Source organism: Duganella aquatilis (assembly GCF_009674565.1).
Classification (GTDB): domain Bacteria; phylum Pseudomonadota; class Gammaproteobacteria; order Burkholderiales; family Burkholderiaceae_D; genus Rugamonas; species Rugamonas aquatilis.
Genome location: NZ_WKJL01000017.1, coordinates 1 through 19,526 on the forward strand (window position 1 = coordinate 1; position 19,526 = coordinate 19,526).

Annotated in this window: 20 protein-coding genes and 2 pseudogenes; 4 read left to right on the forward strand and 18 right to left on the reverse strand. The window is 63.5% G+C overall.

All coding sequences use genetic code 11. The features are described 5' to 3' along the window. From GJ698_RS20520 to GJ698_RS20565, 10 genes and pseudogenes are all read right to left on the reverse strand, one after another. A pseudogene (locus GJ698_RS20520) lies at positions 1–441 on the reverse strand (flagellar hook-length control protein FliK); the annotation flags it as partial. Positions 442–455: 14 nt separating this feature from the next. Next, complete coding sequence (locus tag GJ698_RS20525) at positions 456–785, reverse strand: flagellar protein FliT (protein WP_154359726.1); 330 nt, start codon at positions 783–785, stop codon at positions 456–458. Between the two features lie 3 nt (positions 786–788). Continuing rightward, positions 789–1,223: a flagellar export chaperone FliS gene (gene fliS, locus GJ698_RS20530; RefSeq protein WP_154359727.1), complete on the reverse strand. Its 435-nt coding sequence runs from the start codon at positions 1,221–1,223 to the stop codon at positions 789–791. A 30-nt stretch (positions 1,224–1,253) separates the two neighbouring features. Continuing rightward, positions 1,254–3,944: a flagellar filament capping protein FliD gene (gene fliD, locus GJ698_RS20535; protein WP_166455104.1), complete on the reverse strand. Its 2,691-nt coding sequence runs from the start codon at positions 3,942–3,944 to the stop codon at positions 1,254–1,256. A 212-nt stretch (positions 3,945–4,156) separates the two neighbouring features. Next, positions 4,157–4,552 (reverse strand): flagellar protein FlaG, encoded by a 396-nt coding sequence (locus tag GJ698_RS20540; RefSeq protein WP_154359728.1) that lies wholly within the window; start codon positions 4,550–4,552, stop codon positions 4,157–4,159. A gap of 91 nt (positions 4,553–4,643) precedes the next feature. After that, positions 4,644–6,218, reverse strand: a complete 1,575-nt coding sequence (locus GJ698_RS20545) for a flagellin N-terminal helical domain-containing protein (protein ID WP_154359729.1) — start codon at positions 6,216–6,218, stop codon at positions 4,644–4,646. Positions 6,219–6,498: 280 nt separating this feature from the next. Then, the gene (locus GJ698_RS20550; RefSeq protein ID WP_154359730.1) at positions 6,499–8,094 is read right to left on the reverse strand and encodes a GGDEF domain-containing protein; all 1,596 of its coding nucleotides are present in this window, start codon (positions 8,092–8,094) and stop codon (positions 6,499–6,501) included. A 166-nt stretch (positions 8,095–8,260) separates the two neighbouring features. Then, entirely contained in the window at positions 8,261–8,908 is a 648-nt protein-coding gene (locus GJ698_RS20555; protein WP_154359731.1) for a response regulator, read from the reverse strand. Positions 8,909–8,954: 46 nt separating this feature from the next. After that, positions 8,955–10,133 carry a sensor histidine kinase gene (locus GJ698_RS20560; RefSeq protein WP_154359732.1) on the reverse strand — a complete coding sequence of 393 codons (1,179 nt, stop codon included), beginning with the start codon at positions 10,131–10,133 and terminating at the stop codon, positions 8,955–8,957. Between the two features lie 12 nt (positions 10,134–10,145). Next, positions 10,146–10,715 (reverse strand): hypothetical protein, encoded by a 570-nt coding sequence (locus GJ698_RS20565; RefSeq protein ID WP_154359733.1) that lies wholly within the window; start codon positions 10,713–10,715, stop codon positions 10,146–10,148. 49 nt (positions 10,716–10,764) lie between these two features. Between GJ698_RS20565 and greB the strand changes: the two genes are divergently transcribed. The 3 genes and pseudogenes from greB to GJ698_RS31195 all read left to right on the forward strand — a co-directional run. After that, on the forward strand, positions 10,765–11,331 hold the full coding sequence (gene greB / locus GJ698_RS20570; protein ID WP_154359734.1) for a transcription elongation factor GreB: 567 nt from the start codon (positions 10,765–10,767) through the stop codon (positions 11,329–11,331). Between the two features lie 19 nt (positions 11,332–11,350). Continuing rightward, entirely contained in the window at positions 11,351–12,205 is an 855-nt protein-coding gene (locus tag GJ698_RS20575; RefSeq protein ID WP_154359735.1) for a transporter substrate-binding domain-containing protein, read from the forward strand. 20 nt (positions 12,206–12,225) lie between these two features. Continuing rightward, positions 12,226–12,504: pseudogene (locus GJ698_RS31195) on the forward strand (transposase); the annotation flags it as partial. Between the two features lie 360 nt (positions 12,505–12,864). Here GJ698_RS31195 and GJ698_RS20585 read toward each other — a convergent pair. The 4 genes from GJ698_RS20585 to GJ698_RS20600 all read right to left on the reverse strand — a co-directional run bounded on the left by GJ698_RS20585 (position 12,865) and on the right by GJ698_RS20600 (position 16,976). Beyond that, the gene (locus GJ698_RS20585) at positions 12,865–15,198 is read right to left on the reverse strand and encodes a RelA/SpoT family protein (protein ID WP_154359736.1); all 2,334 of its coding nucleotides are present in this window, start codon (positions 15,196–15,198) and stop codon (positions 12,865–12,867) included. Between the two features lie 82 nt (positions 15,199–15,280). Continuing rightward, a complete protein-coding gene (gene rpoZ / locus GJ698_RS20590) occupies positions 15,281–15,484 on the reverse strand; it encodes a DNA-directed RNA polymerase subunit omega (protein ID WP_154359737.1) in 204 nt (67 codons plus the stop codon). A gap of 26 nt (positions 15,485–15,510) precedes the next feature. Next, positions 15,511–16,149, reverse strand: a complete 639-nt coding sequence (gene gmk, locus GJ698_RS20595; RefSeq protein WP_154359738.1) for a guanylate kinase — start codon at positions 16,147–16,149, stop codon at positions 15,511–15,513. An 83-nt stretch (positions 16,150–16,232) separates the two neighbouring features. Beyond that, entirely contained in the window at positions 16,233–16,976 is a 744-nt protein-coding gene (locus GJ698_RS20600; protein WP_154359739.1) for a DUF72 domain-containing protein, read from the reverse strand. A gap of 49 nt (positions 16,977–17,025) precedes the next feature. Here GJ698_RS20600 and GJ698_RS20605 point away from each other — a divergent pair, with 49 nt between their 5' ends. Continuing rightward, positions 17,026–17,313: a putative quinol monooxygenase gene (locus tag GJ698_RS20605; protein WP_154359740.1), complete on the forward strand. Its 288-nt coding sequence runs from the start codon at positions 17,026–17,028 to the stop codon at positions 17,311–17,313. Here GJ698_RS20605 and GJ698_RS20610 read toward each other — a convergent pair. The 4 genes from GJ698_RS20610 to GJ698_RS20625 form a co-directional block, all read right to left on the reverse strand. Next, positions 17,308–17,724 carry a type II toxin-antitoxin system VapC family toxin gene (locus GJ698_RS20610; protein ID WP_154359741.1) on the reverse strand — a complete coding sequence of 139 codons (417 nt, stop codon included), beginning with the start codon at positions 17,722–17,724 and terminating at the stop codon, positions 17,308–17,310. The genes GJ698_RS20605 and GJ698_RS20610 overlap by 6 nt on opposite strands. Then, a complete protein-coding gene (locus GJ698_RS20615; protein ID WP_154359742.1) occupies positions 17,721–17,978 on the reverse strand; it encodes a type II toxin-antitoxin system Phd/YefM family antitoxin in 258 nt (85 codons plus the stop codon). Before GJ698_RS20615 ends, GJ698_RS20610 begins: the two co-directional genes overlap by 4 nt. A 64-nt stretch (positions 17,979–18,042) precedes the next feature. Beyond that, positions 18,043–18,438 (reverse strand): nuclear transport factor 2 family protein, encoded by a 396-nt coding sequence (locus GJ698_RS20620; protein ID WP_154359743.1) that lies wholly within the window; start codon positions 18,436–18,438, stop codon positions 18,043–18,045. Between the two features lie 140 nt (positions 18,439–18,578). Continuing rightward, positions 18,579–19,469 carry a YicC/YloC family endoribonuclease gene (locus GJ698_RS20625; RefSeq protein ID WP_154359842.1) on the reverse strand — a complete coding sequence of 297 codons (891 nt, stop codon included), beginning with the start codon at positions 19,467–19,469 and terminating at the stop codon, positions 18,579–18,581. Positions 19,470–19,526 lie beyond the last annotated feature (57 nt).

Genomic DNA, 19,526 nt, shown 5'->3' on the forward strand with positions numbered 1-19,526 from the left:
CGGCAGCGCCGGGTTGCCCGGTGTGGCGCCGCTGGCCGGCTTGCCCGGCACATAGACGGCGGCGCCTTGCGACGGCAGACTGGCGGCCGGCTCGCCGCCGTCGGCGCCGCCTTCGCTGTAGAGCACGGTGGCGGCGCTGCCCGGCGGGCTGTTGCCGAGCTGGAAAGTGGGACGCGGTTGCGCGCTGAGCACGGTCAGCGGCACGTCGCTGCCGACCTGGGTGTCGCCCGGCAGCATCATGCGCACGGTATTGTCGGCCACCTTGACCAGGTAGCTGCCGTCCTTCATTTTGGAGATGACCTCGGCGCTGACGGTCTGGCCGACGAGGTTCTGGAGCGCGCGCTGGAAGGCGGCCTGGCGGCCGTCGGCGACGGCGGCGCCGCCGCCAGCGCCATCAGCCGGCGTGACCGGCGGCAGGGCGGCGTCCAGGCGCGGCATCATGGCGCGCGCCTGTTTTAGACGCTACCGTAGGCGTTGACGACGCGCCGTTCCGTGCCGGTGACGTTGATCAGCTTGGACAGCTGGGCCATCCACGGCATGGTCAGGTCGCGGATCTGGCGGTCGGCGTTGAGCATCTGGCGTATCAGTTCGATTTTCCGTTCGCGGTCGGCGCCGCGCATCGGCTGCTGCGATTCCTGTTCGCGCAAGGCCTGCGCATGGGCGGCGCAGCGCTGCTCCAGCAGCACCAGGGTGTCCCAGTCGCTGCGCGTGGCGGCCTGCACCATCTGTTCGGTCAGGTCGGCCATGGCAGCGTACACGGATAACACGTCTTGAATCGTCATCATAAATCAGGCGCTCGCGAGATTGGGTTGGGGGATGCCGCTGGCGGCAGGGGTGTCGGCGATCGCGTTCCAGGCGTCGCGCAACTCGGTCAGCAGGCGCTGCACTTCTTCGACAATGCCGGGGTCGCTGTTGACGTTGGCCAGCAGCAGCCGGTTGCTCATGTATTCGTACAGCGCGTCCAGGCTTTCGGCGATTTCGCCGCCGGCCTTCTTGTCGAGCGCGGCGCGCAGGCCGCTGTCGATGATCATGATGGCGCGCGACAGCGACTTGCCCTTGAAGGCGATGTCGCCGTTCTTGATCCCGGTCAGCGCGTCATTCAGCGCCACCCGCGCGCCGTCGAACAGCATGACGATCAGCTTGTGGGGACTGGCCGCCAGCACACCGGTTTCAATGCCAACCTTGGCATAGGCGTTGACGCCAGTTTGTCGAGATCCGAACATACATTAACTCCTTATCAGTGCCGTGCGTGCTTAGCTGTTGGCGGAAATGGCGGCCAATTGCTGGGTCAGGAACGACTGCGTTGCATTCATGCTGGCGATCGAGGTGTCGAGCGCCGTGTATTGGGCGCGGTAGCGCGCCTCGATATCGGTCAGGCGGCTGGCGAAGCTGGCGCGCTGGTTGGCGACGTCGGTCACCGAGGCGCTTAGGCCCTTGGTGCGGCCGGCAATCGTGCCGCTGCTGCCGAGGTAGCCGGCCGACAGCGTGTTGAGCATGTAGGCGTAGCCCTGCGAGAAACCGAAGGTGCCGCGCGGGCCGGTGGTGTCGCCCTTGACGTTGAGCTTCAGGCCTTCGACCGGGGCGCCGGGCGCGCCGGTCAGCACCTGGCCCTTGCCGGTGGCGGTGTAGCCGCCGATGGTGCCGGCCACGTCGACGCCGTCGACCGAGGCGCCGGTGCCGAACACGGCCGAGACGTCGGTGCCGGTGGCGCTGCTGATCTTCAGGTTCGAGGTCGAGCCGTAGCTGGCCGATTGCAGCTTCAGCGAGCCGTCGTCGCCAAGCGTGGCGGTGACCGAGGCGCCGGCGTTGGAAAACGCGCTGACGCCGTTGATGGTCGACTGCAACAGCGTGGCCAGCTGGCTCGGGTTGTAGGTGCCGGCCGGCAGCGTGATGGTGGCGGTGTTGGCCAGCGTCGGCGGCGTGGTGTCGTTCAGCGTCACGGTCCAGGTGGTGTCCTGGGCGATGGTGGTCTCGGCCGGCAGCGTGGCATTGCCCTGCAGCGTGCCCTGGGTGGCCAGCTGGGTGATGTTGATGGCGTAGTTGCCGGCCTGGGTCTTGGCCGACGAGCTGCTGAAGGTGATGTCCGGATCGGTGCCGCGGCCGACCGCCGCGAACAGGCCGGCGATGTCGTTGAAGTTGCTGGTGATGGCTTTTTGCAGCTTGGCGTTGTCGACCGCCAGCGAGCCGTCCTTCTGGAACGAGACGCCGATCTGCGACAGATTGGTCAGGCTGGTGCTTTGCAGGCCGGAAATCGCGCTGCTGAGGGTGGCGCGCACCGACGATTGCAGGTTGCGCAGCGTGCTGTCGCCCAGCAGCGGGCCGGCGGTCTTGGTGTCGGCGTCGTAGGCGCCCAGCGCCGCCAGCTGGCTGTTGAGGTCGTTATACGCCTTGACGAAGGCGTTGACCGAGCTGGTCAGCGAGGAAGTGTCCTTGGCCACCGCCACCGTGGTGCTGCCGACCTTGAGCGCATTGAAGGTGACGCCGGCCACGGCGCCGCTGATGCTGGTGCTGCCGCTGGTGACGGCGATGCCGTTGACGGTGGCTTGCGTATCGGCCGCGGCGGCCTTCTGGCTGAGGTTCTGGACGCCGCCGGGATCGTAGCCCAGCAGGCTGACCAGGGCCGGATCGGCCGGGTCGCCGCCGGAGCCGGCCAGCGTGATTTTCATGGTCGAGCTGGCGCCGGTGGCGCTGGAAGTCAGCACCAGGTGGTTCGGCGTGGCGCCGGTGCCGGTGCTGCCGTCCGAGACGATCGAGGCGGTGACGCCGAAATTGCCCTTGTTGATGGCATCCATGATGCCCTGCAGGGAATTGTTGGTGCTGTCGATCACGATGTTGCCGGCGGTGCGGGTCGAGTCGGCGGTGAAGTCGGCGTTCAGGTAGGCGCCGCCGACGCCGGCGGTCAGGCCGGCCGCGGCCGGGTTGCTGCCGCCCACGGTGATCGGGCTGCCGTCGGCCGACACCAGCGTGATGGTGCCCACCGCGGTGACGCTGGAACCGATGTTGGCGCTGCTGCCGTCGTTGCCGATGCCGCCGGCCACCGTGCCGGTGACGGTTTCCGCCACCACCACGTTGCTGCCGTCGGCGTTGGAGAACTGCAGGTCGCCGTTGGCGGCGCTGCCGGTGAAGGTGATGTTGGCGTCCTTCAGCGCGCGCGAGACGGCGGTGTCGCCGCTCAGCGCGGCGTCCAGCGAGGCGGCGGTGACGCCGTCGCCGCCGGCCACGTTGGCGGCCTGGACCGCGATCTCGACCCCGCCCACCGACAGCGAATAGGTGCCGCCGCCGCTGGTGTCGACATTGCCGAAGCTGGCCGCGCCGGCGCCGCCGAACAGCGCGGCGTCGGTGGTGGCCGCGGTCGGCTTGGCCGAGACGCCGGTGGTGGTGGTCTTGTCGTTGATGGCGTCGGCCAGCGCGCGCGCGCTGCGGGTGGTGTTGTTGGTGGTGATGGTGGTGCCGTTGATGGTCACCGAGCCGGCCGTCAGGCCGCTGGTGCGCATGCTGTTGGCCAGCGCCGTGCCGTTGATGCCGAATTCGCTATTGCTGATGCTGCCCAGCGAGAAGCTGATGGTGGTCTTGGCGCCGGTGCCGATGGTGGCGGTGCTGCTCTTGTAGCCGCCCGAGGCCAGCGACTGCGCCTGCGCCAGCTGGCTGATATTGATCCGGTAGTTGCCGGCCAGGGCGTCGCTGGTGGTGCTGGCGGTGACCACGGTGGGGTCGGCCGGCGTGTTGGTCAGCGACTGGAAGCTGGCGATCGAGGTCAGGCTGCTCAGGGAGCTCTGGAAATTGCCGAGCGCGCTGGACATCGTGCCAAAGGCGGAAATCTGCGATTGGTAACTGGCCGTCTTTTTGTCGAAGTCCGTCAGTGGCGCGGACTCCACGGACATCAGCTTGCTGACGATGTCGTTGACGTTGAGGCCGGAACCGATGCCGGGAGTTGAGATGCCCACGTTGCGCTCCTAAGTAAAGCAATAATATAAGCTGATATCGGCAAAATCAAACCGGACTTGAGAGGGGGAAATACCGGCTTGTTTCAGAATAGCTGTCAAAGCGGGTAAAACCAGCGGTCGGCAAGGCCGGCGCCGGGCGCGGAACAGGCTGGCGCTCCAGAACAGGATGCCACAGATGAGAAAAAAGCGGCGCGCGCCGGGCGCGCACCGCTTCAGGCGGTCTGATCGATCAACAGACCGGTGGTGGTGCCCTTGCTTTCCTGCTGGTCCAGGGCCTTGGCGATGGCCAGCGCTTCCTTGGTCGGGAACTGGCGCACGACTTCCTTGGTGTTCTGGTCGATCACCTTGACCACCGTGCGCTTGGTGTCCTGGTCCACCGAAAACTCCAGGTTGTTGGCTTGCGCCTGCGGCGTTTTGTTCAGCTTGGAAAGCGCATCGTTGACTTGCTCCTCGCTGGGCAGGGCCTCGGGCGCTTTGACCGCTTTGGCGGTCTCGACGGGTGCGGCCGGTGCGCGGGCGGCAGCTTGCGTGGTGACGCCTTCGCCGCTGGCCGCGCTGCGGTCCACCGGACGGGCCGAACCGGCGCTGCCTATAGTGTCGATAGTCATGATTGTTCCTTTGTGAAAAATCCCCGGCTGCATAAATCAGCCGGGGATCCAGGTCAGAGCGACCTTTTGCGGGTCAGCTCTGCGCCGGATTTTAACGCAGCAGGGACAGCACGCCGTTCGGCAGCGAGTTGGCTTGCGCCAGCATCGCCGTACCAGCTTGTTGCAGGATCTGGCCGCGGGTCATGTTGGCCGTTTCCGCCGCGAAGTCGGTATCCTGGATACGGCTACGGGAAGCAGACAAGTTTTCCGTGGTCGTGTTCAGGTTCGAGATGGTCGAGGTGAAGCGGTTCTGGATCGCACCCAGCGATGCACGGTTGGCGTCGATCTGGCTCAGCGCCGCGTCGATGGTTTTCAGAGCCGCGTTCGAGCCGTCCACGGTGCTGACGTCGATCTTGGCCACCGATTGCAGCTGCGAACCGGCTGCGCTGTTGGCCACGATGCCGGTGCCGGCGCCCGAGTTGATCGAGAAGCCGCTGGCCGACGAGAAGTCCAGGTGGCCGCCGACGGTGACGACGTTGACGCCGGCGGTGGTCGGCGCCTGGCCGGCGCCGATCGAGATGCTGCTGTCGCCTGGCACGGCGGCAGTGGTGCCGGCGGCTGGCTTGTCGGCGCCGGCCATGGTCACCAGGGCCATCATGTCGTCGCTGGCGGTGTTGGTGTTGGCGATCTGGATGTCCGAACCCGAGCTGTTGCTCAGCTTGATCGTCTTATTGCCCGACTGGTCCAGCTGGATCGAGGCGCTGACGCCGGTGGTGCCGACCTGGGCGTTGATCGCCTGGGCCAGACCCGACAGGTCGCCGTTTTTCACTTGCGCCGAAATCGTCACCGGGTTGGTGTCGGTGGTGTTGGAGTTGTCGCCGCGCAGCTGGAACTGTACCGAACCGTCTTTGCTGGCGGCAAAGGCGGCGGTGAAGCCCAGGGTGGCGCTGGTGGTGGCGGTGGCGGTGACGCCGCTCTGGCCGCTCAGGGCGTTGACGCTGGCAGCGATGTCCTTGGCGCTGGCGTGGTCGGCCACGCTGACATTGGTGGTGGTGCCGTTGCCCGAGGTGATGGCCAGGGTTTGCGCGGCAGCGCTGTTGTTGTTCCAGGTGGCGGCGGCCACCGTCGAGGACAGCTGGCCGGTCTGGTCGCCATACACGGCCGACAGGGTGTTGTTGCCGATGTCGGTGGCTTTGGCGGACTGGATGCCGATGTTGATGGTCTGGCCCGAGTTGGCGCCGACCTGGAACTGGGCCGAGGTCAGCGAACCGTCCAGCACGTTCTGGCCGTTGAACTGGGTGGTGTTGGCGACGCGGTCCAGCTCTTGCGACAGCGAGGCGACCTCGCCCTGGATCGACTGGCGGTCCGATGCCGAGTTGGTGCCGTTGGCGGACTGGACGGCCAGTTCGCGGATACGTTGCAGCAGGTCGCCGGCGGTGCTCAAGCCACCCTCGGCCGTTTGCGCCAGCGAGATGCCGTCGTTGGCGTTACGCGCTGCCGTGGTATTGCCGCGAATCTGCGCGCTGAAACGGTCGGAAATGGCCAGACCGGCAGCGTCGTCCTTGGCGCTGTTGATACGCAGACCCGACGACAGACGTTGCAGCGAGGTCTGCAGGCTGGCTTGCGACGACGACAGGTTGCGTTGCGAGTTCAGCGATGCAATATTGGTGTTGATGACTTGTGCCATGGTAATTCTCCAAACTGGTGCTTCATTGTGGGCTGAGTGCCTCGTGTCCCTTTGGTGTGTCTCCGTGTTCCGAGACAATCACACCGCAGTTATTGCTGGTAACGGGTTCCCGTGTGGAAAGTTTAGGGAGAAAATTTTCACCAGGCAGGCTAAAGTTCGTCCCGCATGAGCGTCTAAACGACGCTGGCGATCGAAACTTTAGGGCAAAAAATAATTTATTTCGGCCAAAAAAAATGCCCGGCGCAGGGGCCGGGCAGGGGAGGGCGGGGTAAAAGCTTTCTTAATCGGCAACCACGACGCGGTTTTTGCCGGTTTGCTTGGCGGTGTACATGGCCTTGTCGGCCCGTTTGACCAGCTCGGTCTGCTCCTCGTTCGGGCGGCGCAGGGCGACGCCGGCCGAGAAGGTGATCAAGACCTTCTCGTTATCGTGCAGGAAGAAGTGCTTGGTCAGCTCGCGCTGCAGCCGGGTCATCGTGCTGGCGGCCGCCTCGACCGTGGTTTCCGGCATCAGGATCAGGAATTCCTCGCCGCCGAAGCGGGCGATCACGTCCATCGAGCGCAGCGTGTCCTTGACGATTTTCACCAGGTGCTTGAGCGCGGCGTCGCCGGCGATGTGGCCGTAGGTGTCGTTGAGCTTCTTGAAATCGTCCAGGTCCAGCACGGCGATGCACAGCGGCGTGCCGCGGCGGTCGGAGCGCGCGGTTTCGCGCTCGAACACGTCGTCCAGGCCGCGGCGGTTGAGACTGCCGGTCAGCTGGTCTTCGCGCACCAGTTCGCTCAAGTGCTGCAGCTTGGCTTCCAGCGTGTGGATGCGCGCCTCGGCGTCCTGCACTTCCTGCTTGGCCAGCATCATCTTGTCGCGCGCCTTGAGCGCCTCGGTCTGGACGATGCGGGTTTCCTTCAGCACCTCGTCGAGGATGCTGTTGAGTTCGGCGATATTGTCGGCCTTGCTGATCTTGTCGGAATAGCCGCCGATCTTCTCGTGGAAGTCGCCGGTCGAGGCCGCAACCTGGCTGAGGCGGTCGATAAAGGTCATCATCATGTTCTTGACGGTGAGCTTGACGTCCGACAGGCTGTGCTTGAGCTGGCCCTGCTTGTAAATGACTTCCTTCAGGCTGCGGGTGGCTTCCTCCAGCGCGCGCACGTCGAGCGGGCCGGCGATCAGGTTCTGCACCGCCTCGATCTGGCCGCGCAGCCAGCTGTCGTCGTCGAGCAGCTCGCTGACGTTTTCCAGCAGCAGGCGGAACAGGCGCAGCAGCAGTTCCTGCTGTTCGCCGCTGTCGCCGCCGCGCACCTCGATCTGGTAGCACAGCTGTTTCAGGCGCACGGCGATTTCCGCCAGCGCCTCTTCGCTGTGCGCCACCTTGGTGGCCGCGCCCAGCGATTCGGCCTCGGCCGCCAGCACCGGCGCGCCGGCCAGCAGCGAGGCCACGGCGAAGGTCAGGGTGCGCGCCAGCAGGTCGCGCAGGCTGCGCGACTGTTCGCTTTCCTCGCCCGGCACGCCGGCCACTTCGATGCCTTTTTTGGCGGCCACAAAGTGCTTGTCGACCAGCTGCGACAGCGCGCGCGCATAGCCTTCCCAGTCGCGGCTCTTGACGGCGCGGTTGAAGCGGCGGCCAAAGTCGCCGAGGTCGCCGCTGGCGTCGGTCAGCCGGGTGGCGAACTGGCTCAGCACCGATTCCGGTCCGGGATCGGCGCTGCCCAGCGGCGCCGCCGGCGCGGCGGGCGCCGGCTCGGGCGCGATGCCGGCAATTTCGTTGTAAATCTCGCGATAGGCTTCCGGTGTCGGCGCGATGCGGCGCACCGCCAGGCGGCGGAAGGCCTCGCGGGCGATGTCGGCCGGATTCTGCTCGGGCGTGGTGGGTTTGCTGGACATGATGACGCGCTTACCTCTGTAGGGAGTACCAATTACCGCCATGATAAGCGCGCCGACCGGCCGGCATTGCCCCGATAAGGGGCGGGAAGGTGGCTTTCATCAAAGCATTAACCATTTTGCTTTCAGCAATAACAGATTCGCTGACGTATTGCTATCTTACCCGCGCTTACTCAATCAGTTGGTTTTTAATGGCGTAATGCGTCAATTCCGCGCTGTTTTTCAGTTTCATCTTGACCAGCAGGCGGGCGCGGTACTCGCTGACGGTCTTGACCGACAGCGACAGCTCCTTGGCGATGGTGCCCACCGTCTTGCCGGAGGCGATCATGGTCAGGGTCTGGTATTCGCGGTCGGACAGGGTGTCGTGCAGCGGCGCCTCGTGGTCCTCGCCGACGTGGTTGGCCAGTTCCTGCGCCAGCGCCGGGCTGATGTACTTGAGGCCGTTGCTGACCTGGCGGATCGCCGTCACCAGCTCCTTCGGCGCGCTCTGCTTGGTCAAATAGCCGGCGGCGCCGGCCTTCAGCGAGCGGATCGCGTACTGGTCCTCGCGGTGCATCGACAGCATCAGCACCGCCAGCTCGGGCTTTTCCTTCTTGAGCTGCTTGAGCACCTCGATGCCGTTGCGATCTGGCAACGAGATATCCAGCAACATCACCTGGCAGTCGGATTTGCGGAACAGCTTGATGGCGTCGAGGGCGTTCTCGGCCTCGCCGGCCACCACGATGTCGCGCGTCTCGGCCAGGATCTGTTTCAAGCCTTCGCGCACAATCGCGTGGTCGTCGGCGATGAACACCTTGATGATGGCTTTTTCTGTCATGAATCCCTATACCCTGTTGTGCCTCCGCCATGTGCGCTAAGACACATTATTTCGTGGCAGAAATGTTTTCTTCCGCTATTGTAGCCGCAGCGGGCGGCGGCATGAGGCCGTCCTGTACAGTATCTTGCTTAATTTTGATGGCGACCACGGTGCCGCCGCCGCTGGCGTGGCTCAGCGTCAACGTGCCGCCCAGCGCGCGCGCCCGTTCGGCCATGCCGCGCAGGCCGAACGAGGCCGGCTTGCCGCGGTCGGCCGGGGCGATGCCGGTGCCGTTGTCGCTGATTTTCAGGCTGATGTGGTGCCGCAGCCGCGCCAGCCTGACCGTTACCTTGCTGGCGTGGGCGTGCTTGGCGATATTGGTCAGCGCTTCCTGGGCGATGCGGAACAGGGCGGTGGCCTGGTCGGTGTTGAGGCCGATGTCGCGCTGGTTGGCGCTGAAGCTGGTGGCGATGCCGGTCTGCTTGTCGAATTCCCTGGCCTGCCATTCCAGCGCCGCCACCAGGCCCAGGTCCAGCAGCGGCGGGCGCAGGTCGAGCGAGATGCGGTGGATGGCGTCGATGGTGCGGTCGACCAGCGCATCGACGTAATCGGTTTTTTCGCGCAGCGCCGGCTCGCTGCCCTCCAGGCGCGCGGCCAGCATCGCCACCGCCATCTTGATCGCGGTCAGGTTGCCGCCCAGCTCGTCGTGGATTTCGCGCGCGATGCGGGTGCGCTCCTGTTCCTTGACGCGGTCGGTGTGGGCGCTCAGTTCGGCCAGCCGGGCGCGCGAGTGGCGCACTTCCAGCTGTTCCAGCTTGCTGTCGGTGATGTTGGTCATGATGCCGTCCCAGCGCACGGCGCCGTCGGGCAGCTGGTGCGGCGTGCTGCGCAGGTTGATCCACTTGACGTCCTTCCAGGCGTCGACCCAGATTCGGCCTTCCCAGTTCCAGCTCCACAGCGCGGTGGCCGAGGCCTGCATGGCGTCCAGGTAGGACTGGCGGTCTTCCGGCAGTATCAGTTCCAGGAAACGCTGCGGCTGCGCGTGCAGCTCGGCGGCGGGCAGGCCCAGCAGCGCCTGGCAGCCGTCGCTGAGGTAGGGAAAGCTGACCTGGCCGCCGCCGTGCAGCACGAACTGGTACACCAGGCCGGGCGTGTTGGAGACGATGGCGGCAAAGCGCGCGCGGACTTGTTCCAGTTCGGCCAGCAGGGCCTGGCTAGTGGAATGGGAGGGAGATGGGGCGCTCATGTGGCTGCCATTTTAGCGTGTGTCCCAGCGGCGGCGGAAGCGTTTCAGCAAACGGCGGAAGCGCGCCAGCCAGCTGCCGGGCTTGGGCGCGGCGTGCTGGCGCCAGTGGTGGAAGGCTTTCTTCAGCGCCGCCGCCTGGCGCCAGGCGCGGGTGGCGCGCAGCCGTTCAATCCAGCGTTCCTTGAGCGCCAGGAACCAGCCCAGCAGCGCGGCAAACCAGACGATGGTCAGCAGCACCGGCCGCGTCAGCAGATACAGCCGCGCCACCGCCGCCGCGCCGCCCAGCTTGGCCAGCACGATGACGGCCAGGCCCAGCATCGGGTGGCCGTGGGCCATGGCCCACAGCGCCAGCAGCTTGACCGGGAACAGCAGCGTGGCCGGCAGCACGAACAGCACCAGCGCCGCCTTCGGGCCGAGGCGGCAGATCCACGCTTCCAGCCGCTGCAGCGGCGGCCACTGCGCCAGCCGGTTCGTCAGGCGCGCGCCGATGTTCCACAGCCAGTCTTCCAGCAATAGCAGCAGCGCCGCCAGATAAACCAGCGGCGCCAACAGCCAGCGACGGAAGCGGTGCAGTGTTCTCATGGTTGTTCCTTCGACAGCATGATACGTGAAAGCCGTTACAATAGTCCGTATGAATAAAGCCTTTGTCAAAGAAAGCGACCAGGACGATGACGACGAAGCCGCAGCGCTGGCGTTGGCGATCCCGGCTGGTTCCAAGAATTACATCCGGCCGGAAGGCTACCAGCGCATCAAGGAAGAATTGCTGCAGCTGATCGACGTCGACCGGCCGGAAGTGGTGCGCATCGTGCACTGGGCCGCCTCCAACGGCGACCGCTCGGAAAACGGCGACTACATCTACGGCAAGCGGCGGCTGCGCGAAATCGACCGCCGCATCCGTTTCCTGACCAAGCGCATGGATTCGGCCTTCATCGTCGATCCGAGCGCGCACTATGGCAGCGACCAGGTGTTCTTCGGCGCCACGGTGACGTACAGCAACCAGGACGGCGAGGAGCGCACCATCACCATCGTCGGCATCGACGAGCTCGATCCATTGAACGGCAAGATCAGCTGGGTGGCCCCGGTGGCGCGCGCCCTGACCAAGGCGCGCGAAGGCGACACCATCACCTTCCAGGCGCCGCACGGTGTGGAAGAACTGGACATTCTGGAGGTGCGCTATCCTGCACCGGTGGCCGAATAAATTGCGGTGGCGGCTGTGCTTGCTGGCGCTGGTAGCCTGGCAGGGGACGGCCTGGGCGGTCGATGTGTACACGATCGATATGAATTCGAGCAAATCCAGCTACAACGACAGCCACATCCTGCGCCTGCTGGCGGCGGCGCTGGACGCCTCGCGGCCCAAATATGGCGCGTATGAACTGAAGGTGGCGCCGCTGCGCATGGAGCGCGATCGGCTGCTGCAGGAAATGCTCAAGGGCGAGCTGGTCAACCTGAGCGGGCAGGTGACCTCGACGGAATGGGAACAGAAGCTGATCCCGATCCGCATCCCGGTCGACAAGGGCATTTCGAGCTACCGCATCTCGCTGATCGACAGCCGCCACCAGGAGCTGTTCAGCGCGGTGCGCACGCTGGAGCAGTTGCGCGGATTCACGCTGGGCGCCGGGCGACAGTGGAGTCTGACGTCGACCTACAAGCAGGCCGGCTTTCATGTGGTGGAAGGCAGCACCTCGGCCGGCCTGCACAGCATGCTGGCGGCCGGGCGGTTCCAGCACTTTCCGCGCGCGATAGACGAGGCGGTGTATGAGCAGGCCGCCTACGTGCCCTTGTTTCCGACCTTGAGCGTGGAGCGCAGCTTTGCGCTGTACATTCCGTCGCCGCGCTATTTCTTTGTCGGCGGCGGACAGCAGCAGCGCCTGGCGCAGCGGCTGGAATACGGCCTGCAACTGCTGATTGCCGATGGCCGCTACGACCAGATTTTCCATGAGTTTTATGATGGGCTGATCGAGCAGGTCGGCCTGCGCAAGCGGCGCATTTTCAAGCTGAACAATTCGCAGCTTTCGTCGCAAACCCCGCTCTCCAACAAGGCTTATTGGTACGACCCGCTGGATCATCGCTAGTTGCGGTGTATCAGAGTCAGGTGTCCGGATGCTTGCTAGTTTGGCGGAATATCCGGGAGAGATGCCATGAGGAGGCGGTGATGGCGCGGTGTGCGGTGCATGCGTATGTGCTGATGAGTAATCACGTGCACTTGCTGGTGAGCGTGGACGACGCGGAGCGCTTGGCGGAGATGATGAAGGGTGTGGCGCAGCGGTATGCGCAGTATTTCAATCGTCGGCAGCAGACCAGCGGCTCGCCCTGGGATGGGCGGTACAAAAGCTGTGTGGTGCAGACGGAGGGATATTTGCTGACCTGTCAGCGGTATATCGAGCTGAACCCGGTCAGGGCGGGGATGGTGCGGTTTCCGGGGAATTACAAGTGGTCGAGTTATCGGTCCAATGCGGAAGGGCGGCGTGACGAGTTGCTGACGCCGCATTCCGTCTACGAAAGATTGGGCTTGAACCCGTCTGACCGCAGGCAGGCGTATATGCGGCTGTTCCAGCAACCCCTAACCCCCATGCAGATCGCCGAGATTCGCGCGGCGGCGAATGGGAATGGGTTTTGGGGGGGACAAGGGTTTCGGGGCATCCACCCCGCAACCTTAAGCGATACACATGCGGCACCACTTAGGGGGCTGACCCCGTACGGGGTCAGACCACACCTGGCAGTGCGGGTCCAGCTAGCTGCGCTCGCGCAGGATGCGATTCACCCCAGCCACCCGCCGCACATTCCGCAGCAAGCCCGCCAGATGCACCCGGTCCTTCACCTGCACCGTAAAGCGCAGCTGGTGCAGCACATTATCCTTGTCCTCATCCATGCCGACGTAGGTGATATTGGCATCTGACTCGCCAATCTCCGCCGCCACGCGCGCCAGGATACCCTTCTCATTATTGATCAGCAGCTTGATGCGGCTGTCAAAGCGACGGTTCAACTCCGTGCCCCACTTCACCGCAATCCAGCGATCCGGCTCCTTGGCCTTCTGCCGCTTGGCCAGCGTGCAGTCCGAGGTATGCACCAGCAAGCCCTGGTCGCGCCGCAGCTGCCCGATAATCGCATCGCCCGGAATCGGCAGGCAGCACGGCGCCAGCTGCACCGACACGCCCTCGCTGCCGCAAATGGTCACCGGGTCCAGCTCCGCCGCGCTGTTGTGATCGACCGGCGCGCTGGCCGACTCGCCGCCGCGCAAGCCGAAGATATGCCGCGCCACCAGCGCCGCCATGCGCTTGCCGACGCCGATGTCGGCATACAGCTCGTCCAGCGACTTGGCGCTCGATTCCTTCAGCAGGCTGGCGACCAGCGCATCCTCCAGCTCCGGACTCACGCCCAGCGAGGTCAGCGCATGCGACAGCAGCTGCTCGCCCAGCGCAATCGATTCCGGCAGATTGATGGTGCGCAGATGATGGCGGATCGCCGAACGCGCCTTGCCGGTCCGTACGAACGACAGCCAGCTCGGACTCGGCCGCGAGGCCGAATCCGTCACGATCTCGACGATGTCGCCATTGCGCAGCTCGGTACGCAGCGACGCCGGCTCGTTGTTGATCGTGACCGACACCGTGTGGTCGCCAATCCCGGTGTGAATCGCATACGCGAAGTCGACCGGCGTGGCGCCGCGCGGCAGCGCGATGATTTTCGATTTCGGCGTGAACACGTACACCGAATCCGGGAACAGGTCGACCTTGACGTGTTCCAGGAACTCGGCCGAGTCGCCGGTCTGCTGCTGGATGTCGAGCAGCGATTGCAGCCAGGCGTGGGTACGCTGCTGCAGGTCCGACATATTCGCTTCGCCGTTCTTGTACAGCCAGTGCGCCGCCACGCCGGACTCGGCGGTGCGATGCATTTCCTGGGTGCGGATCTGGAATTCCACCGGCGTGCCGTACGGGCCGATCAGCGTGGTGTGCAGCGACTGGTAGCCGTTCAGCTTGCGGATCGCGATGTAGTCCTTGAACTTGCCCGGCATCGGCTTGTACAGCTGGTGCAAGGTGCCCAGCGCAACATAGCAGTTCGGGAAGCTGTCGACCACCACGCGGAAGCCGTACACGTCCAGCACCTGCGAGAACGACAGGTGCTTGCTGCGCATTTTCTTGTAGATGCCGTACAGGGTTTTTTCGCGGCCGTAGACTTCGGCCTCGATGTCCGCCATCGCCAGCGTGGTCTTCACCGATTCGAGGATCTTGGTGACCACCTCGCGGCGGTTGCCGCGCGCCGCCTTGACGGCCTTGGCCAGCGTGCGGTAGCGCAGCGGGTACAGGTGCGCGAACGACAGGTCCTGCAGTTCGCGATAAATGTTGTTCAGGCCGAGACGGTGCGCGATCGGCACATACACTTCCATGGTCTCTTTGGAGATGCGGGCCTTGGCGGCCGGCTTCATCACGTCCATGGTACGCATATTGTGCAGGCGGTCGGCCAGCTTGATCAGGATCACGCGCACGTCCGAGGCCATCGCCAGTAGCATCTTGCGGAAGTTTTCCGCCTGCGCTTCGATCTGGCTCTGGAATTCGATTTTCTCCAGCTTCGACAAGCCGTCCACCAGGTTGGCCACCGGCGCGCCGAAGCGCTCGATCAGCTCGTCCTTCTTGACGTCCTGGTCCTCCATCACGTCATGCAGCAGCGCGGCCATGATGGCTTGCGCGTCGAGCTTCCAGTCGGCGCAGATTTCAGCCACGGCGATCGGGTGCGAGATGTAGGGCTCGCCCGACTTGCGCAATTGACCAAGGTGCATTTCATCCGAAAAGCGATACGCTTCCTTGACCTTTTTCAGGTCGGCGGCGTTCATGTATTCGGCCAGCTTTTCGGTCAGATGGGTAACGGATGCAACGCCGGCGGTCAAAGCGAGCGGCGTGGCCAGGGGCGACGAGGAAATCACGGGAGATACTGGGGGTGTGGCGGGTGGAGCGGAGGAGGTGCTATCCCCTGCGTTGGTCTCGGACATGACTGCAGCCGGCGCTTTGGCCGGCCGTTTCGCCTTGGTAGGCTGGGTGTCACTCAGTGTCGGATCGGCAGGGATCAGATTCATACGTATGCGTTCCGTCTCAATGAGAATGTCTAGCTGCTACAAAACATACCACATTCACATTGTTCGGGAACGCGGTCCCAACTTACATTGGGACCTTTTTCAACATTTCCAGACCGACTTTGCCGGCGGCGATTTCACGCAGGGCAACCACGGTCGGTTTGTCCTTGGCTTCCACCTTCGGGGTGTGGCCTTGCAGCAGTTGGCGCGCGCGGTAGGTGGCGGCCAGGGTCAGCTGGAAACGGTTAGGTATGCTTTTCAGACAATCTTCAATCGTAATGCGGGCCATCTTAACTCCTAAAATCTTGTGTTTATTTATTCAGCGTGGATGCCCAACTGGGCAAAGAGCGAGGTATTGCGTGCCGCTTGTTGCGCAAACCGGCAACGGGCCGCTCGGACTATCGCCGTCAGTTCCGACAGCGCGACGTCGAATTCTTCGTTGATAATAGCATACTCGAACTCGGGAGCGTGGGCGATTTCGCCGCCCGCCGCCAGCAGCCGTTTGGTGATCACGTGCGGCTCGTCGGTGGCGCGTTTTTTCAGGCGTTCCTCCAGCGCGTCGATCGATGGCGGCAGGATGAAAATGCCGGCCGCCTGCGGGAACAGCTTCTTGACCTGGCGCGCGCCTTGCCAGTCGATTTCCAGCAGCACGTCGGTGCCGGTTTTCATCTGTTCTTCCACCATCAGGCGCGAGGTGCCGTAGTAGTTGCCGTGCACTTCGGCCCACTCCAGGAACTCGCCTGCCTTGGCGCGCGCGACGAAGTCTTCGGCGCTGGTGAAGTAGTACTGCTGGCCGTGGGTTTCGCCCGGACGCGGCGCGCGGGTGGTGGTCGAAATCGACAGCTTGATGGTCGGTTCCTTGGCCAGCAGCGCGTTGACCAGCGTGGACTTGCCGGCGCCGGACGGCGCGGCGACGACAAACAAGCTGCCCGAAAATCCGTTGGATGAGCTCATGGGTGATCTTTCAAAAACGTCAGCGGGCGACTTGTGCGTCGCCCAAAGATGTATTTTACCAAGAGCAACGAGATGCGTTCAATTTACAGCAGCGCCAGCAGGTGCTGGGCGGCGGCCGGCGCGCGCTCCTTGGCGCCGTTGATGAAGTAGACGTAGACGTTGCCGGACTTGGCCTGCTGCTGCCAGTCCCTGGCCTGTGTCGCCCATTTCTTCAATGCTGGCCTGGTGTAGCCGGTGGCGACGTCGCTGCGCGCATCCATCAGGCGCGCGTAGACGAACTCGCCGGTGATGGTGTCGACATGGGGAAACTTGGGCGAGTCGGTGATGACGGTGGCGATCTTGTGCTTGCGCGCCAGCTTGAAGTAATCGTCGCTGAGAAAACTGTCGTGGCGCGCGTCGAGGACATGCTGCAGCTTGCGCTTGCCGAGCCTGGCCGGCAGCAGCTTGAAGAAGGCTTCGATGTCGTCCGGATCGAACTGCTTGGTGGCGGCCAGCTGCCACAGGATGGGGCCGAGCTTGTCGCCGAGTTCGGACAGGCCGCTGTCGATGAAACGCTCGATCGATTCGCCGGCTTCGGCCAGCACCTTGCGGTGGGTGGCGTAGCGCGAGGCCTTGACGGCGAAGACGAAATCGTCTGGCGTCCTGGCGGCCCAGCCGGCGAAGTGTTCGGGCTTGGCGGTGCGGTAGAAGGTGCCGTTGATCTCGATACTGGTGACCTGGGTGCTGGCGTATTCCAGCTGCTTCTTGACCGGCACGTCCTTGGGATAAAAGGTTTCGCGCCATGGGGCGAAGTCCCAGCCGCCGATTCCTGCCCGTATCTGCGCCATCGTGCGTCTCCTGCTAGTATCGAGGTTTGATTTGATACAGGGATATACCATGAAAGAACTGATCGTCGTCGCCACCATCACCGCCAAGGAAGGCAACGAAGTGCTGGTGCGCGAGGCGCTGGAGCAGGTGGTGCCGGCCAGCCGCGCCGAAGCCGGCTGCATCCGCTACGACCTGCACGTCGACCTCGGCAACCACGCCAGCTTCGTCATGCTCGAAGCCTGGCGCGACGATGCCGCGCTGGCCGAACACGAAGCCACGCCGCACTTCCAGGCCCTGGTCCAGGCCATCGGCGGCAAGGCCGACATCCAGATCCTGAAGTTGAACCAGGTTTTATAACCAAGGATTCAGCATCTTCACTCCGGTAGCGTGGAAATCACCAACATTCCGGGTGACGACTGTCAGGCCGTGAACCAGAGCAGTCGCGGCAATCAACGCGTCTGCCCACGGCCGGCTACGAGGAACATTCAAGGCCGCACTTTGTTGGGCAATGGCCGAGTCGACCGGAATAATGCGCCCAGCGCACGAGATGAGTATCTGGTTTTGCAACCATGCACGCAAGGAGTTGCTGCCTATCGGGTCGCGAGGCATCAGAAGCAGTATGCCGAGTTCTAACTCATGAATAGTAATCGCTGACAAATATAGCGCGCTGGCGTCAACGCTCAGTTTCCAGCGTACGACATTCGGATGTGCCTTGGCCGACGCTTTTCTTAACTCAGATACGACATTGGTATCGAGTAGAAAATTCATGTGAATTCTGCGGATCTGGCGGTTTCTTGCGAGCGTGGCGGGTCGAAGTCGATGCTTGCGGCTACATCAGGTACGGATAGTAATTCCGCCATATTCCTGTGCTCACGAACCAGACGCTGATAATCTTTGAAATTGAGCAGGACGAAGGCTGTTTCGTCCTGCTCGATAACAAAAACCGGCCCATCATTAGCAGCCTTGGCGGCTTGGATAAAGTCTGGCCCGAATTCCTTGCTGGATAAGCGCGTGCTGGTCATGGCGGCACCTCGTTGTCGATGGGCTTAAACTACTCCACTCCAAGAAGTGCTGCAAGCAAGCTGTTCAGTCTGGGGCGAAGGCTTTGGCTGCGGCGAGGGTGTCCAGGGCTTCGCGCAGGTGTTTGATCTTGCCGTTTTCCGCCACCAGCATGCCGGCGTAGGTTTGCTTGTAGAGTTTGCCGGTCGACAGGACCTTGGCTTCGACGCTGTATTCGCCGAAGACCTTGTCCTCGGTTTCGATGAACAGCTGTATGTCCTTGAAGCGGAAGTCCGGCACGTTTTTCAGCAGGCCGCTGATGAAGGCGGCGATGGCGGTCGGGCCGACCGCGCGGGCGTTGATGCCCAGCGACGACAGCGTCGGCAATTCCAGCACGCCGTCCTCGGCAAACAAGGCGCCGGCGACGGCAGGGGCCTGGATGTTGGACAGATAGGCATTCAGCAGTTGGCTAGCGTTTTTCATGATGTTCTCTTTCAAGAAGAAGTTGGAGTGACACCACTGTACCGCCATCCGATTATTTAATAATCACCCTAAAGTCGAAATATTTATTCACTGCCGTGGATAATCGGGGCGTAAAAAAAGGAGCCGCAGCTCCTTTTCGATTACTCCAGGTTTTGCACCTGCTCGCGCATCTGTTCGATCAGCAGCTTCAGCTCCATCGAGGCATCGGCCAGTTCCTTGACCGAGGCTTTGGCGCCCAGCGTGTTGGCCTCGCGGTTCAGCTCCTGCATCATGAAGTCCAGGCGCTTGCCGACCTGGCCGCCTTTTTTCAGGATGTGGCGGGTCTCGGTCAGGTGGGCGGACAGGCGGCCCAGCTCCTCGGCGACGTCGATGCGGATGCCGTACAAAATCACTTCCTGGCGTATCCGTTCCAGCGCATCCTGGCGCGACAGCGCCGAATTCGATCCCTGGCAGGCCAGTCCCAGCGCGTCCTGCATGCGCTCGACCGCCTTCTGCTGGAACGCCGCCACCACCTGCGGAATCAGCGGCGTGATGCGCTTGACGATGGCTTCCATCGCCTCGATGCGCGAAATCAGCATCGCCTCCAGCGCCGCGCCTTCGCGCTGCCGGCTGGTGACAAAGGCGGCGATGGTGCGGCCGGCGAGGGCGGCCACGTCGGCCTGCAGCGACTCCTGGCCGATCTGCGCTTCTTCGATGACGCCCGGCCAGCGCAGTAGTTCAGCAACTGACATCGTTTGCACACCCTGGAACAGATTGCCGACTTCGGTCTGCAGTCGTTGCAGTTCCGTCAACAAGGGCAGGTTCAGCGCCTGCGTCCCGGCCGTGGCCGCCTTGCGGCCAAAGCTCAACCGCAATTCGACTTTGCCGCGCGTGATGGCGGCCATGACGGCGGAGCGCAAATCGGGTTCAAGCGCACGCAAATCGTCGTTTATTCGAAACTGTAAGTCTAAAAATCGCGAGTTGACGCTCTTGATTTCGATAGTCAGTGTTCCCGCCGCACTTTCACTGGTGGCGACCGCGTAGCCCGTCATGCTGGAAATGCTCAATGGATATCCCCGATTTAATCTTTACAAAACAGTGATTTATCC